Origin of the sequence: Candidatus Brocadia sapporoensis, from assembly GCF_001753675.2 — a bacterium.
Classification (GTDB): Bacteria; Planctomycetota; Brocadiia; order Brocadiales; family Brocadiaceae; genus Brocadia; species Brocadia sapporoensis.
In genome coordinates, this window is record NZ_MJUW02000024.1 from 36,438 (window position 1) to 52,242 (window position 15,805).

General features: G+C 41.7%; 14 protein-coding genes. 5 read left to right on the forward strand and 9 right to left on the reverse strand.

From position 1 onward, the window contains the following. The first annotated feature begins 237 nt into the window (after positions 1 to 237). Both BIY37_RS01990 and BIY37_RS01995 read left to right on the forward strand, forming a co-directional pair. A complete protein-coding gene (locus BIY37_RS01990; protein ID WP_070066174.1) occupies positions 238 to 1,728 on the forward strand; it encodes a B12-binding domain-containing radical SAM protein in 1,491 nt (496 codons plus the stop codon). A gap of 174 nt (positions 1,729 to 1,902) precedes the next feature. After that, positions 1,903 to 3,294 (forward strand): sugar transferase, encoded by a 1,392-nt coding sequence (locus BIY37_RS01995; RefSeq protein ID WP_070066175.1) that lies wholly within the window; start codon positions 1,903 to 1,905, stop codon positions 3,292 to 3,294. 23 nt (positions 3,295 to 3,317) lie between these two features. Here BIY37_RS01995 and BIY37_RS02000 read toward each other — a convergent pair whose 3' ends face one another. The 9 genes from BIY37_RS02000 to miaB all read right to left on the reverse strand — a co-directional run bounded on the left by BIY37_RS02000 (position 3,318) and on the right by miaB (position 12,770). Next, entirely contained in the window at positions 3,318 to 4,736 is a 1,419-nt protein-coding gene (locus tag BIY37_RS02000) for a tetratricopeptide repeat protein (protein WP_070066176.1), read from the reverse strand. Positions 4,737 to 4,838: 102 nt separating this feature from the next. Then, entirely contained in the window at positions 4,839 to 5,342 is a 504-nt protein-coding gene (locus BIY37_RS02005; RefSeq protein ID WP_070066177.1) for a PH domain-containing protein, read from the reverse strand. A gap of 265 nt (positions 5,343 to 5,607) precedes the next feature. Beyond that, positions 5,608 to 6,291 (reverse strand): hypothetical protein, encoded by a 684-nt coding sequence (locus BIY37_RS02010; protein WP_070066178.1) that lies wholly within the window; start codon positions 6,289 to 6,291, stop codon positions 5,608 to 5,610. A gap of 190 nt (positions 6,292 to 6,481) precedes the next feature. Beyond that, a complete protein-coding gene (gene pnpS / locus BIY37_RS02015; protein ID WP_070066179.1) occupies positions 6,482 to 7,909 on the reverse strand; it encodes a two-component system histidine kinase PnpS in 1,428 nt (475 codons plus the stop codon). A gap of 3 nt (positions 7,910 to 7,912) precedes the next feature. Further along, a complete protein-coding gene (locus BIY37_RS02020; RefSeq protein ID WP_070066180.1) occupies positions 7,913 to 8,596 on the reverse strand; it encodes a response regulator in 684 nt (227 codons plus the stop codon). Positions 8,597 to 8,848: 252 nt separating this feature from the next. Further along, a complete protein-coding gene (locus tag BIY37_RS02025) occupies positions 8,849 to 9,775 on the reverse strand; it encodes a hypothetical protein (protein WP_070066181.1) in 927 nt (308 codons plus the stop codon). After that, positions 9,772 to 10,845 carry a hypothetical protein gene (locus tag BIY37_RS02030; RefSeq protein WP_070066182.1) on the reverse strand — a complete coding sequence of 358 codons (1,074 nt, stop codon included), beginning with the start codon at positions 10,843 to 10,845 and terminating at the stop codon, positions 9,772 to 9,774. The genes BIY37_RS02025 and BIY37_RS02030 overlap by 4 nt, the downstream gene beginning before the upstream one ends. Before the next feature lie 117 nt (positions 10,846 to 10,962). After that, positions 10,963 to 11,235, reverse strand: a complete 273-nt coding sequence (locus BIY37_RS02035; protein WP_070066183.1) for a hypothetical protein — start codon at positions 11,233 to 11,235, stop codon at positions 10,963 to 10,965. Between the two features lie 176 nt (positions 11,236 to 11,411). Continuing rightward, a complete protein-coding gene (miaB, locus tag BIY37_RS02045) occupies positions 11,412 to 12,770 on the reverse strand; it encodes a tRNA (N6-isopentenyl adenosine(37)-C2)-methylthiotransferase MiaB (RefSeq protein ID WP_070066185.1) in 1,359 nt (452 codons plus the stop codon). Between miaB and BIY37_RS14000 the strand changes: the two genes are divergently transcribed. From BIY37_RS14000 to BIY37_RS02055, 3 genes are all read left to right on the forward strand, one after another. After that, the gene (locus BIY37_RS14000) at positions 12,769 to 12,903 is read left to right on the forward strand and encodes a hypothetical protein (protein ID WP_261340824.1); all 135 of its coding nucleotides are present in this window, start codon (positions 12,769 to 12,771) and stop codon (positions 12,901 to 12,903) included. The genes miaB and BIY37_RS14000 overlap by 2 nt on opposite strands. A gap of 407 nt (positions 12,904 to 13,310) precedes the next feature. Further along, positions 13,311 to 13,988 carry a response regulator gene (locus BIY37_RS02050; RefSeq protein ID WP_070066186.1) on the forward strand — a complete coding sequence of 226 codons (678 nt, stop codon included), beginning with the start codon at positions 13,311 to 13,313 and terminating at the stop codon, positions 13,986 to 13,988. Continuing rightward, the gene (locus BIY37_RS02055; protein WP_070066187.1) at positions 13,985 to 15,373 is read left to right on the forward strand and encodes a sensor histidine kinase; all 1,389 of its coding nucleotides are present in this window, start codon (positions 13,985 to 13,987) and stop codon (positions 15,371 to 15,373) included. The genes BIY37_RS02050 and BIY37_RS02055 overlap by 4 nt, the downstream gene beginning before the upstream one ends. The last annotated feature ends 432 nt before the right edge of the window (positions 15,374 to 15,805 follow it).

Sequence of the window (15,805 nt, forward strand, 5' to 3'; positions counted from 1 at the left end):
TTGCGTTTTTGCTTACATTAAATTCTTTTTACTCACATCATTTAACACATCTCACCAGAAACATCGACAGTATCTCTTCTGAATCCATTTCACCAGGGGTTTTAAGATTGATTACAGGATTCTTAAATATTAAAATATATCGTATTCACATGGAGATTTTAAATGGTATGAAAAAAATCGATCAGGTCGATTCCAAATTCTGTATCGTGGTCTGACAACGTAATTGAAGAAGATCACATGAACATCCTTCTGATAGACCCGCCTTTTTATCGTTTTTTCAATTATTACAATCGATATTTCCCTTTAGGATTGAGCTGCCTGTCCTCTACGCTGAAAAAAGCCGGTCATGCGGTGATTATCTATGACGCAGACTGCAATAAGAATTCAAAAGGAATGGATTATACGCGATTGCCTGAAAAATATCGTATCTATCTGAGAGAATTAAAGAATCCGGAGAACCCCATTGTAAAGGAGATTGCTGAAACTATAAAAAAATATCAACCTGATATCATTGGGATAACGGTTATGACTCCAAAGACGGCGTCCGCATTTACGATCGCCTCTCTGGCAAAACAATACAACAAAGATTGTTGCGTTATCTTTGGTGGTCCTCATGCAACTTTGAGGTCCGATGAGATATTGAAGAATACACGGGATGTTGATTTTGTGATAAACGGAGAGGGTGAAGCGGTATTCCTCGAGCTGGCAAATGCTTTACGAGCGAGAAATAATGCTTTCCGTGAGATACGAGGGCTTTCTTATCGCCAGGGTGATGCTATCGTCCATAATGCAGCACGAAGTTTTATTGACGATTTAGATGCTCTTCCATTCCCGGACAGGGAGATGCTTTTGGGTTTTGATACCTATACCTCGGAAGATATGGGGTTACTCATGGGAAGTCGAGGTTGCCCCTATCGTTGTTCCTATTGTGCGACACAAATATGGACAAGGAAGGTACGGTATCGGTCTCTAGCAAATATTTTAGAGGAAATCAAGTATGTACATCTTCGTTACGGTACCCGTCAGTTTACCTTTAAAGATGATTCTTTTACGGTTAACAGAAAAAGAGTCCTGGAATTTTGTCATAAAGTGCTCGAAGAGAACTTAAAGATCAATTGGGACTGCAATACGCGGGCAGATTTAGTTGATTTCGAACTCCTGGAGACGATGAAAAAGGCGGGTTGTAATAGTATAAAGGTGGGAATAGAATCCGGGAGTGAAAGAATATTGGCATTGATGGACAAAGGTATTACCCTTGAGCACATTCACAATGCGGCAAAGCTTTTCCGGGAAGCGGGAATTCATTGGACCGCCTATTTTATGATGGGTATTCCCACGGAGACAAAGGAAGATATGAAAAAGACCCTGGATTTATTGTATAAAATACGGCCAAGTTTTGCCTCAATCGGTGTTTACGAACCATTTCCTGGGACAAAGCTCTTTGATGTAGGTATCGAACACGGGTTGGTGAAAAGAGAGATGTCATATGAAGATTTTTTCACTCATATACCAAGTGATTATTATTTAAAGGACGTTAAACGGCGGGTTGATACCATGGATTACGAGAATTTCACAACTATGGAAAATGAGGCGAAAGACGTATTTCATAACTATAATAAAAGTGTAATGCGTATCCTTGAAAGGGCAAAAGCCAGAAGCAATGTCTATTTGCATAATCCCAGAATTTTTTTTAATGATATTAAAAAATTTTTAGGATGGCTACGGTGATGGGAAAAATATCAGAAAGAAATCATGGATTCTCCTTTTGTACGTATAGCAGACATAACAAATAAGCATACATGCAAGCGTCGTTTTGCAAGGGCGACAGCCAGAAATAATCTCCCGTACCCGGACAGCACTAAATTTTTTTTATTACTATAAGGTTTTACTTTACACAAGAATATGTCAATCAAGAAGTTTTATTACCCTGTACCAAAACAACAGATACTCCTCATTGCAGGAGACCTGCTTATCGTAAATGGATCGGTTTTCTTATCGGCAATACTCCGTTTAGGCTTGAACGATGGGTGGGACTATATAAGAAATAATCCCCTATCATTTGTGTTGACAGGCATCATCTTTATTTTTACCTTCTTTTTTGCCGAACTGTATGATACCCGAAAGGATTTCAAGGCTGCCGGAAATATCATGAGCATTGCCTTTGCATCCGCCAGTGCCTTTATTATTACCACCTTTTTATTTTATATAAACTGGTCTCTGAGGATAGGACGAGGTGTATTTGTTATCAATGGTCTATTGATTACCCTTTTTATCATCGGATGGAGGATTCTCTACAGTTATCTGCAGGATCAGCCGATTTTTAAAAGAAACGTTTTAATTGTGGGCGCCGGTTGGGCAGGAAAAACCATTTTGCAAGAAATAAACAGGGCAAAGAAAACAGGGTTGCAGGTGGCAGGCTTCATTGATGACAACCCAGGAAAACAGGAAGGTAGCGTTGAAGGATTCCCGGTATTTGGAGGCCGATATACCTTGCCCTCAGTTGTTCGTCAAAATGACATTAGCCTGATTGTAAACGCTATTACCCACGAAAAACATGCGGATCTCATTAAGGCATTAATTAATTGTTCATGGAATGGGATAGAAATTGTCGATATGCCCACCCTTTACGAACAGCTTACAGGCAAGATACCTTTCAAGCACATTAATGATATGTGGATGCTGCATGTAGTTATTAGTAAACCGAAATTGTATGGTAAATTGGTGAAGCCTGTTGTTGAAATATTATTTACGTTGATCTTGTTTGTGCTGTTCATGCCCGTTATGGTGGTTATCGCATTATTGATAAAGATGGATTCACAAGGGCATATTTTCTATACGCAGGAACGTATCGGAAAAGATGGGAAAGGTTTTACGATCATAAAATTCCGTACCATGGTGGAGAATGCCGAATTAACTACGGGTGCGGTTTATTCATCGGATAATGATCTCAGGATTACAAAAATTGGAAAATTTTTGAGAAAATGGCGACTGGATGAGATCCCTCAATTGCTCAATGTAATCAAGGGAGAGATGAGTCTGGTAGGACCGCGCCCGGAACGACATGTCTTTATCAGAGAGTTTGAAGAAAAAATCCCTTTTTATACCCAGAGGCTCGCTGTCAGGCCAGGCTTAACAGGCTGGGCACAAGTAAAGTACCCATATGCTTCTTCGATAGAACAAACCGAAGAAAAACTGCAATACGATCTTTACTATATCAAAAATATGTCTTTTATGCTGGATTTTGTGGTATTGCTGAAAACGATAAAGGTCGTATTTTTTGGAAGTGGAAAATAAGAAGTGTTTTTGCGACAACGGTGTTACTGTGGTTTCTCTCCCGTTTTCATCTGGCTTTTTGTCTGTTGTTCTTTTATCCGGTGAGCGCCCTCTAACTTGTGGAATATATCCTTCATTTCTGGCGATATTTCCAGGGCTTTCTTGTATTCTGCAATGGCCTCATCAAGGTGCCCCTGTTTTTGATAAATATCACCAAGTTTATCGTGAGCAGTTGCTAACCTTGGGTTGCGTGCGACTATTTTTTTTATGTCCGAAGCGGCATCATCTAACTTACCATTTTCTAAATAAAGCACCCCGCGGTTATAAAGTGACGAAAGGTCATCCGGGATAACTTTTAAAACTTCACCATATTCGTTTATTGCTTCTTCTGCCATCCCTTTTTCAGAATAAATAACACCCAGGTTAAAATGTGCGCCTGCGTGATTCCTGTTAAGAGACAGTGCCTTTTTGAACGCAGAAACTGCATCATCATACGCCTTTTTTTTTGTATAAGCTACTCCCAGATTGTTGTAAACCTCTCCAAAATTTGGGCTGATGGTAAGCGCTTTTTTATAGGTGACGATTGCATCGTCGATCATTCCTTTGTCGACATAGGCAGCCCCCAGATTATTGTATACCTCACTAAAATCTTCCTTATTTTGTAAAGCTTCTTTATATGAGGCGATCGCATCATCCTTTTTCCCCTGGAGTGCACAGGATACTCCTTTATTGTTATACAGCAGAGCAAGCCGGTTTTTTGTTTCTTTATGAGAGGGGTCTGCAGACAGCAATTTTTTATAGGTAAGAATGGCGTTGTCTTGCGACCCGTTTGATTCATAAGCAGAAGCCAGATCAAAGAGAAGTCCGGTGTCTTTGGGGTTGAGCGTAGCTGCCTTTTCAAAGGAAGAAATGGATTTTGAGACATCGCCCTTTTTTTTGTAAAGGTATGCCATGTTTTTATGGCTTTCTGCAAGGCCTGGATCTATTTCGACGGCCATCTGGTAATAGGTAATAGCATCGTCAATCATTCCCTTGTTGGTAAAGGCATTCCCGATATTATGGAATACCGCCGCGTCGCGGGGTTGAATAGCCAAGGCTTTTTTATAAGCATTGACGGCGTTGTCGTACTGAGACGTTTTGTTATAAATGTTTCCTAAATTGTAATACGCTTCTGCGTCATTTGGATTAATTTCAATGACTTTGTTGAATTCACGGATGGCTTCATTATAGTGAGCGTTTCTATATAAAAGAATTCCAAGATTGAAGTGTGCATTTAGATTGGAAGGCTCTTGCAAAAGTATTTTTTGATATTTTTTCATGATTTCTTTATCAGGGATGTCGGTGGGGTCGATGGGGGAAGAAAAGACCATTTGAAAAGAGAGAAAGACGGTAATGCCAACAATTCCAAAATAATTACCTATTTTTACGGCATTTTCCCGCAAAAACAGCTTCCCGGGAAACAAGTTTTTCCTTTTCTCCTTGTTTCTGAATGAAGTAACAGGACAGGTTTGCTTGCAGCGAAGATGTGTTCCGAAATATCTGCACATAGTAAGGGTTGATTCGACTTATAATATTTTTCTCAATAAGGTACGCCTTTCATGCTCTAAATATTTTTCTTTATTGATGAGCTCTTTTGTTTTGTGAGGATTTTTAATTCCCCTGAACACGTGACTGGCTTGGTTCGTGACTATCGTAAGGTTGCCGATTTTCAATCGCTTTTGCATGTTTCCCTGCGTTACGGAAATATTGTTGATATCACCGTAGGGTATTTCCTTTAACGTTCTGGAAAAGAGTCCTTTTTGAATCTGAATTTTACCCTGTGTGATTACATATTTGGTTGTGTAAACAGAAAGAACATGATAGAGGATCAGGAGACTACTAAGAGACAGGATGGTCAAACCTGTAATGTTCTCGAAACCAAATTTTGTTAATGCTAAAAAAATGGCAAACGAAGAAATCGTAAATACGAACCAGTTTTGGCGTATCTGCGGTTTAAAAGATTGAACGGTTTTGGTTTCTGCATCCTTATCGAAATCCGCGTCTTTATATAAAGTGTGTATGTTTGTCATGGTGATTTATTTGGTCTCAAAAAATCGCAAACAGACGGTCCCTGATTTTTAGGAAAATGCCTTGCCTGGATTGTCAAAAACTGGAGATGCCCTCTGCGTGTGAATTATAGGCAAGAATGGCAATCATGTCAAGGCAAATGCACCATAAGGATGCTCACGATATACAGATGAAAATTCAGGAGAAAATAAATCCTTACCGGTCTGTTTATATCCGTATAATGATCGTGGCACAGAGGGTTTTCCTCCCGGCCCTGACACTATATTGTCAATGGTTAGAGTACAAAGGATAGATCCGTTTTATAAGATGAAAGATCCAACTGCCAAAAAAGGCAAAGCATAAGAGTGTTGCCCAAAAGGATTTTAAAAAAGAGGTATATTTGGTATTTTTTGTATAAAGTTCAAGACCTTTTACGATAAGGGTAAGGAGCGCGGGATTCATCAGGATATCATTCGTTCCCGGCGGACTATGATCGCCAATATAATTAATGAGTATGCCAATTGCAGTACTGACAAGCAGAGAAAAGTATTTGTTTTCCTTAACAAGGATGATGCAAAAGACAATGAATGCGTGCGATACTATGGATTCGATTAATGCAAGAAAATGCAGATAAAATTCGTAGGAGGTAACAAAGTATGGTATTAGAAATAGAAACAATAAGGTGCCATTTTTCTGATCTTTATTATAAACGAGGAGGTAGAAAGAAATGGGCGCGATGAGCTTGAGCACATCATTGTCGCTGAAATAGCCGATGTCTCCTAAAAAAAGACAGGCGACACCAATAATGGCCGACAGGAATAAAAGCACCACTTGTCTTGAATTCCAACTGATAATCCACCGGAAAAAGAGGAAAAGCAATAGCGATTTAAATGCGGTGAGACACTCCTTCAGCCAAAATACCTCTCCGTGAATATACAACAGGCTTTCAATAAATTGAAGGATGAATTCCATAACGACACGTTGGGGTCAATTAGACCGTAGAAATAAGAACGAAGAAAACCATGGTATTTCTAACATATAAAAACCTATACACAAACAAATGTCATTGCGAGGAGTGGAGCAGCGAAGCAATCTCCCATGCCTGGATTGCTTCGCTCCGTTCGCAACAACCATGTTCTTTGTTGTGTTCACGATATCTCATTTATGCCGGATGCTTCGACTGTTGCTGAGGTATGGTAATGAGGAATTTCGTTCCAATGTTTACCGCACTTTCAACTTGAATGTGTCCGTGATGGAGAAGAACAATGTGCTTGACAATGGAAAGTCCTAGTCCGGTTCCGCCCATTTCCCGTGAGCGGGCAAGGTCGACGCGGTAAAACCTTTCAAAAATGCGTGGAATGTGCTCTTGCGGGATGCCAATGCCGGTATCGGATATTTCCAAGCAAAGGGAGGTATTGAATGCCGTAACTTTTAAATGTATTTTGCCGCCTTCTGCTGTATATTTTATGGCATTATCAAGCAAATTGGTCAGCAATTGGCGCAAAAGATATTCATTCGTTTCTATCAGGGGTAATTGTTGGGGTATGTCCAGTTCAAGCGCCTGATTTTTTCTGATACCGTGCTCCTGGTATTGAGAAAAAATATTTTCTATGCATGGATGGATATCCAGCATGGTGAACTCTGTTTTTAGGTCATGTGAATCGAGTCTGGATAGTTCTAAAATGTCTTTGATAAGGTTGTCGAGCCGCTGTGAGTGTTTCATGATAATATGAAGAAATTCGTGTATTTCTTCTTGTCTTAGAGAGTTGTTTTCGAGCAGGGTTTCCACGTATCCCTTAATAGAAGCCAGCGGGGTTCGTAATTCATGGGATACATTGGCAACAAATTCTCTGCGGGTGTTTTCCAGTTTCCGTAATTCTGTGATATCGTGAAATACCAGAAGGATGCCCTGGTTCTCCTTATCAACCTGAATGGGAGAAAGATGTATGTGTAGTAATTTTTTCTCCGGTGCAGAAATCTCTGTCTCAGATACCCTGGCCGTTTGTGTTTTGATGGTCTCTCTAACCAGACGATGTAGCTTTTCATTTCTTATCTTTTCCCATAAATAATCTCTGTGTAAAACAACCGTTGATATGTCAAACATCGTTTTTGCCGCATTATTGATAAGTATGATCCTTTCCTGCAAGTCCGTGGTAATAACCGCATCATTCATGTGGGCCATGATAGCGTCCAGTTTGTTTTTGTCATCCACGATCGTTTGCTTACGGGATTGAAGTTCAGCCCCCATGGCATTAATTGCAGTTGCCAGGTCTCCTATCTCATCTGAGGAAACAATCTCTGCTTTTTGAGCGAAATTGCCTCGTGCAAAATTTTTTGCTATGTGCGTAATATGTAGGAAAGAAGACGTATTGATCCGGATGAGGACAAAACCGATAACCAGGGTGATCACAAAGGCCGGGAGCATGTGGCCGATAACTGTTTTCATGTCGTATGCCATTGTTCTGGTTAACGGACTCAGGGAGTATTCTTGTATGATCTTGTTTACAAAATATCCAGCGATTGCCAGGCATAAGCATAAAAGGCCAGCGTAGCTGATAAAAATCTTCCAAAAGAGGCTGTTTTTTAACATATGCTATTCCTTGAATTTATAGCCAATTCCCCGAATGGTAGCAATACGATTTGCGAAGGTTTTTAATTTTTTTCTTAGGGAAGCGACGTGTACATCAATCGTCCGGTCCGTGACAGCTGTTTCAGGACCGGAAACAGCATCGAGTAGCTGGTCGCGGGTAAACACTCGTCCCGGCTTTCTGGCAAGATGGTAAAGAATCTTGAATTCTGTTAGGGTCAGTTGAACAGGTTCATTCTTAATGATTACTTCATGTTTATCCAGATCAATCGTAAGGTCGTCTATTTTAATATATTCTTGTGTTGCCGAAGTGCTTTTTGTCCGTCTGAGGACTGCCTGTGCACGCGCTACGAGCTCTTTTGGACTAAAGGGTTTTGTTATATAATCATCTGCACCCAATTTTAAACCCGTTGTTATATCTGCTTCCTCCCCTTTTGCAGTTAACATTACAATGGCAGTATTTGTAAGATCCCGGTCTGCTTTTAATTTTTTGCATACCTCCAGACCATCCATTCCCGGTAACATGAGATCTAATATGAGAAGCTCCGGTCTCTCTTTTCTGCTCAGAAACAATGCGTCTTCGCCGTTATAAGCTGATAATACCCGATAGCCATCTTTTTCAAGATGATAACGAATTAGTTTGACAAGGTCTTGTTCATCATCAACTACAAGGATTTTTTCTTTTGCCATGAAATTCTCTTGGGTCTCAATTCAGCAACAGCCGGACTTTCAATGCATTCTTTTCCTCAAGGGAATAAACGTCTTTACATTATTTCCTCCAACCCTTGTCTGGTGACGCTATTCATATCACAGATTGTTTTTAAAGCTCACGATAGTGGTATCCAAAACCAAAATTGACAGGACGGAAGCTCTCCGTACCAATCCGGTCAAAGAATAGTACATCAATCATTGTCTGCTGCGGTTGTCCGTGTGGCAAACGAGTCAAGGCTGGTTCGAACCGTTGAATCGTTTTAGTCTTTCTCTTATCTTGAAGAGGGACAAAAAACGTGGCAAAAATTGGCCAAGAAGACGGGCAGAACTGTTTTCGCGCAACAGATTCATCCGATGTGCTTTATCTTTTTTTCCTGGATCAAAACGGGAAATTGGATCATCAAAAGGTTCTGCGATGGTTTTCTCATGATCGTAACCAACAGGAGAGGGAGGAGTGGCAGAGGCAATACCTTCGGGTATCTTATTTTTAATATTACTTCTTTTTGAACGGATATCCGTTTCAGCAATGATTTTGAAGTTAAAGTATTTAGTCATTGCCGGTGTAACTCCAAAGGCGAAGTCGATGCAATCATGGTAAGCCGATACAATCAAATGAGATAATTCTTTGAGGCCATCTTCGTTAAACGAAACATAGGTTGATTCCTGCGTGGATAATTTTTCAGAAGGAGGATTCCATCCCTTTTTCATTTCTGTAAATGATTCATCCGTTTGGTCAATCTCGAAGAAACAATCCCCCGATATGCGGCGAACAATAGCATCCGCGCCGGAAAAGTCCAGGTTTCTCCAGACATTTAACAGGTTCTTGCTGTCATAGTTCGCCAATATCCACGGAAGGACAAACCAGAGATGCCGCCGGTATTCCCGCGGGACGCTTATTCCCTGCAGGCAATAAATATCACGACCCTCTTTGTCTTTATGGTTCGACAAGCCGCAGCTTACAAGAAATGTCGTCTCGGGATAGTTCAAACAGTAGAGAGGCAAAAGTGATGATTTGCTGAGGATATGTTTGTGCTCATCATACGAATCGTATAATCGATTTAATGCCTGAAGGCTTTCCAAAGAAACCTTTGGCGGAATAATCATCCACCGGTAATCTCTGGACAAGGAACGAGAGTATAAGAGTTCCCGATAGATCATGCAATTCGTCTTACCCTTTCCAGCGCCTTATTGAGGAGAGGTTCAATATGTGGTTCAAATTGACTTAACACCTCGTAATCCTTGTTTTTTTCTTCCAGGATAGCTCTGGCGATGCTCTCAGCATCTGGCTTGCGGGTAATGAGTGACCAAATCTTGTTTACTAGCCCCGCCTTTTTCAGAACTTCTGAAAGTTCTTTCTCGCGCTGTTTAATACTCTTGTGGGCCTCAACCTTCATCTGTTTTAACGTTTGTCCCAGACAATAAAACAAGACATGCTCTGCATTTAGCGGCGCCGGAAATCCTATGATTTTATCTTCAGATTTAAACGGATGCATTACGTCTCCTGTGGGAACAACCGTCCTTTTGGCATTCCCCTCTCCTACGGCGGAGACAGGGACTATGCCGCCCTGCCAGTCCGGATTTTGCTTACATAACGACACCATCTGATTGAACACTTCCAGACCACGTTCTATCAAGGGTGCGTAATTATCGCTTTTCCATTTAGAATCAACCGTATCAGCTTTTGTTAGCATGATTACAAAGGTTAGATTCCTGTTGGGATATACCCTGCTGTAGGTCGTGAATATCTCATGGATCCTGCGGGCGCCCGACCGGTGCCGTGCCTCTTTTATGTTAGAATAATACGTGAGGACAAAGGCATCGACGACGAGGATTACCGCATTACTGAGTTCGATATGAGAAGCGAGGTCAGAAATTTCTGATTTTGTTATCTCCGAAGTGTCATTTGAATCAGGAATATCGGTGATTTCCGTTAAAATACCGCCACGATAATCAATCCAGTCAAAATACGTTACCGGTTTTGAATTATAAAAAACTGTGAAAGGCCATACCGTGGTTTGTTGTGTCCCGTCCGGCCAGCTAAACGTATCTGCAAGAGAGAATCTGCTAAAATCACCGATACTCAGAATGGCCTTATCAAATGGTTGCATTGAACGTGGAGCAAGACAAAAACCCGCATCATTTTGCCCCGCGTCTCCCAAGGTCTCGTAAAGTGACGACATATACGTTGTTTTGCCTGAGCCTGAAATTCCTACCATGGTTACTTTCATATTCCAAATTACCTCTAATAAACGCTGTTAATTATCGTTGGCTATTCTGTAGTCGGTTCCTGGCTGCCGCTTCATCAGCAAAATCAGAAAGAGAGAAATTCTGTAACTGCCTGCCGCCTACTCGAAACATTTTCGTCGTATCATCTCCATGGTTACACCTAAAAATCCCATGATAAACGGCAACATAATTGCTACTTTTGAAAATCCGGCAATAATCCAAATCGTCACCGAAATAAAAAAACCAATTATTGCGCCCAGGAAAAAAAGATACATGAGGTGCGTCATACCCCGTTGGGTTTGCACTGGCGTTCTTTGCCCGGAGGATTTTGCCTCTCCGGAAATTAGCGCCTTTTTACTCAATTCCCTATGCTTTTTTATAGTATCTGACATCTGATTTTACCCGCAATTTTCTAAGGAATTAATTATAGTGAGTAATATCATTGAATCAAACATTTTTTTAATAATATTTTTGAATTTTGGCAACAATTTGGTTTTTTGAAAAGGTGGTTTTTCTTTGAAACAAGGGCGATTGGAATATCGCTTTTCCTGGAACAGGAGAAAGAGGCTCAGGAACACGAAGGCTGTTTGCCGTAAAGGGTAAGGTCTGTTACCTCATCCACCATAACGTCCGCCAGTTTTCCTGCCAGGTCCCGTGACCCGCGAAAAACAACGATATGGTTTTGCCTTGTCCTGCCCGACAGCTTATTTGGGTCGGATTTGCTGGCGCCTTCGACAAGCACCTGCACCTTTTTGCCAATCATTTTTCTATTCTCTTCCAGGCTGATACTTTTCTGCAATTCCAGCAACTTCATATTTCTCGCCCTTTTCACCCCATCGGGTAAATCATCTTCCAGTTCGGCAGCCTTCGTGCCTGTACGGGGTGAATATTTAAATATAAAACAATTATGAAAACGGATGTCTTCCATCAACCGCACCGTTTCCTGGAAATCTCCGTCCGTCTCTCCCGGAAAGCCCACAATAAAGTCGCTGGCTATGCTAATATGAGGGATCCATTCCCTTGCGTAAGAGATCAAGTCACGGTAATAATCCACCGTGTAACCACGACGCATCCTTTTGAGGATGGAGTCAGAACCCGACTGGGCAGGCATGTGCAAATGTTCACAGACCTTGCTCAGTCGGCTCATGGTACGGATGAGATCGCGGGACATATCCGCAGGATGTGAAGTCACAAACCGTATTCGTTCAAGCCCGTCTATATCGTTTAATTCCGAAAGCAGATCTCCAAGTGTTACACCCCCTGTCAAACCTTTCCCGTAGGAATTTATATTTTGACCGAGTAGGGTAACCTCCTTGCAACCATTTGATACAAGGGCTTGCACCTCTTCTTTTACATCGGCAATTGTCCGGCTGATCTCCCGTCCACGCACATAGGGCACAATACAATAGGAACAAAAGTTATCGCAGCCCCGCATAACCGTAACGAATGCCTGATAAAAATTTGGCCGGTAGGTCACTGCCCTCTTCACGTTAACGATCTGATCCTCCTCTACAGCAAGGACATGTGAACCATGATTTTTAATATTTAAAAGCAGTTCTGGCAACCGGGAAAACATGCGCGTCCCGCAGACCAGGTCAACATGAGGCATACGTTTAAATATAGATTCGCCGTCTTTTTGCGCCATGCATCCAAGGACACCCACAATGACTTCCGGATGTTTTTTCTTCAGCATTTTTAATGCACCGAGATGGGAATACACCTTATCTTCGGCATGCTGCCGTACGCTGCAGGTGTTGAACAGGATGACATCGGCCGCGTCAGGTTTGTCAACAATTCTGTAACCTTCTTCCTGTAATAACCCTAATGAGAGCTCGGCATCGAGTTTGTTCATTTGGCAGCCGAAGGTTTCAAAAAAAACGGTCTTGTATTGGCGGCCTTTATTAGTAAAATTAGGAGAATCGATCATGGTACGGATCTATAACAAACGATATGTGGGTTTTTTACTTACGCCCGGTTTAAAAGCAACTCCATTTTTTTCGAATGCTCAGCTATCAATTGTTGGCAAGCAGGTTCTGTCAGACCGCAGGAGGCTAGCGTAGCGTTTCACAAGGTGTGTCTACACGGGTTATTGTCATTGCGAGCACATTCGTATTGCCCCGTGTAAACTCCGCGAAGCAATCTTAAGTCTTTTGTAAACAACGGATTGCTTGCGTATAGATTTCTATGAAAACGACATACTAGCCGCTCTTAACCTAAGATTTACATTGTAACGAAACACGGGAGGTAATCCAAGTATTTTTTGGGTATCGTACCGTTTGCTGCCCAAATTCATACCTCACGGACCGCTAAGATTTTAAACAGGGAAATATTTGGTACGTGTAACAGAATATGCTTCAAACTTATCCGTGGGTAAATCTGGAGGGAATGCAATAGTGGACAAGTCGAAAAGGGATTCAGGTGTGGGTAAAAATAGGGGTAAAATTTGAATTTTAGAGAATGATACTTTATGAGAATATTGGTCGTAGAGGATGAAAAAAAATTAGCAGCCTATATAAAAAAGGGGCTCGAAGAAAACCACTTTGCCGTTGATGTGAGTCATGATGGTGAAGAAGGTCTCTTTCTGCTTAATGCAAATGAATATGATCTCGTTATCCTGGATATCCTGCTTCCAAAGAAAAGCGGACTCGAGATACTACAGCAGGCAAGAAAAAACGACAAGGATATGCCGATCCTTTTGTTAACTGCAAGGGATGCCGTTGAGGACAAGGCTCGTGGATTAGATTCAGGGGCGGATGATTACCTGGTAAAACCCTTTTCTTTTATAGAACTGATGGCACGGGTACGGGCATTAATCCGAAGGGGAAAGGTTCATTATCAAACACGGTTATCGGTTGCGGATATTTTGCTGGATGTGGCAACACACAGACTTTATCGAAATGGACAGCCCGTAGATCTTACCAATAGAGAATTTGCCTTGTTAGAGTTTTTTATGAGAAATCTCAATACGGTAATAACCCGTACCCAGATTGCAGAACATGTATGGGATTACAATTTTGACAGCCTTACCAATGTAATCGATGTCTTTGTAAATCGCCTGAGAAATAAGATTGATAAAGATCGCACCCATAAACTGATTCACACGATCAAGGGTGTCGGGTACATCATGAAAGATAAAAAATCATGAAATCGTGGACAATTCGCACAAAACTCACCTTCTGGTACACCAGCATTTTCGGAACGACGCTTGTTCTTTTTGGTTTATTAATCTATCTCGCATTTTCTTATGCAAATAACAAACGCATAGATGTCGGGCTTAAAGAAGAAGCTGATGGAATAGCTCATTATGCACAAATTAATATGAATTCTTTCAAGGAATACATTGTGCGTATCTCAAATGAAAGAGATGATGAATGGGCTGCGGGAAAATATGTCGCGATACTCGATTCTGCAGGAAACCTTCAATTCCGGTCGGGAAACTTAACGGATGCTCATCTGCCGCTGCAAAGCCATCAAATCAAGGAAATCCTTTCAGGAAAGATATACTTCAAGACTAAGAAGAACTCAAAGGGACGTCTTTTGCGTATCATTACGATGTCCATGATGGACACCCGGGGATTAATTCAGATTGGAATCGCCATTAACAAGGATGTTGCACTCAATATCTTTCTATTTATCCTTACGGCGCTGGGATTCCTTGCGATTGTCAGTAGCTGGTTTGGCGGTCGCTTTATGGCGAAAAAGGCCCTAAAGCCCATAGATCGTATGACAAAAGAACTCAGGAAGATCGAAACCGAACAATTGGGAGAAAGGCTGGCACTCCATCCGGCGAAAGATGAAATCCATAAGCTTTCGGGAGTTGTTAACGAAATGTTGTCGCGCCTGGAAAACTCTTTTAATCAGACACGCCGGTTCACAGCCGATGCCTCTCATGAATTGCGTACTCCTATCGCTATTATGAGAGCGGGACTCGAGATTGCTCTATCAAGAGAGAGGGATATCCGTGGCTATCAGCAAGTCCTTGCAAACACCCTGGAGGATTTGGGGCGGCTGTCTAAAATTGTAGAGAATCTGTTTCTCCTGGCAAAGGCAGATGTGGGACGTTATGAATTGCATAAGGAGCGGATGAATCTTTGTCCTGTTATCACAGATATTGCTGAACAGTTAAAACTTATTGCCGAGCCGAAAAATATCTTCGTATCCATGGATAAGATGGAAGAGGCATTTATTAGCGGTGACGACTTGCTTGTCAGGATGCTGCTTTTAAATCTCGTTGACAATGCCGTAAAATATACCCTGCCGCATGGGGCAATCAGGATGTCACTCGGCAAGACAAATGGTTATGCAAAAATCGTCATCAAAGATAATGGTATCGGTATTTCTCCAGAAGACATTCCTCACATATTCGATCGTTTTTACAGATCCAATAATGCCCGTACGGCAAACCATAACGGTACCGGGCTCGGACTCAGCATCTGTCAATGGATCGTCAAGTCCCATTATGGCACAATTGCTGTCGAAAGTACGCTGCAAAAGGGAAGTGCCTTTACCGTCACACTCCCCACCTGTTAGACCCCTGGATTACAAACAATTAATTTTGCGTTCATCCCCTGTTCATACACCGCACGATATAATGTAATTGCATAGGAATTATCATTGTATTTAAGCAGATTACCGGGTGGCACGGACAAGCGTTGTTTGTCTGTGCGATAAATTCCAAATCCGTGTGTATATTCAAGCACCATGGACGAACAAGTATGTCGTTCGACGGATTCTTCGGCAGGCTCAGGATGTAGCGCCGTGCATGGTGAGCCTGCCGAACCTCCCGATGAAGTCCATGTTACCCTGCAACCGAAGGCATAACTTGATGTCAAGGAATTTCAAACAGAGGGTTTCCCCGCTAGAAAGCTTAGCATGTCCCACAAATATTACTGGACAAACAGAGCTAACCCGACTTTCGCAATTCGAGCTGAAAAAAGGTTATTTTTAGGCATGAATCGCCCA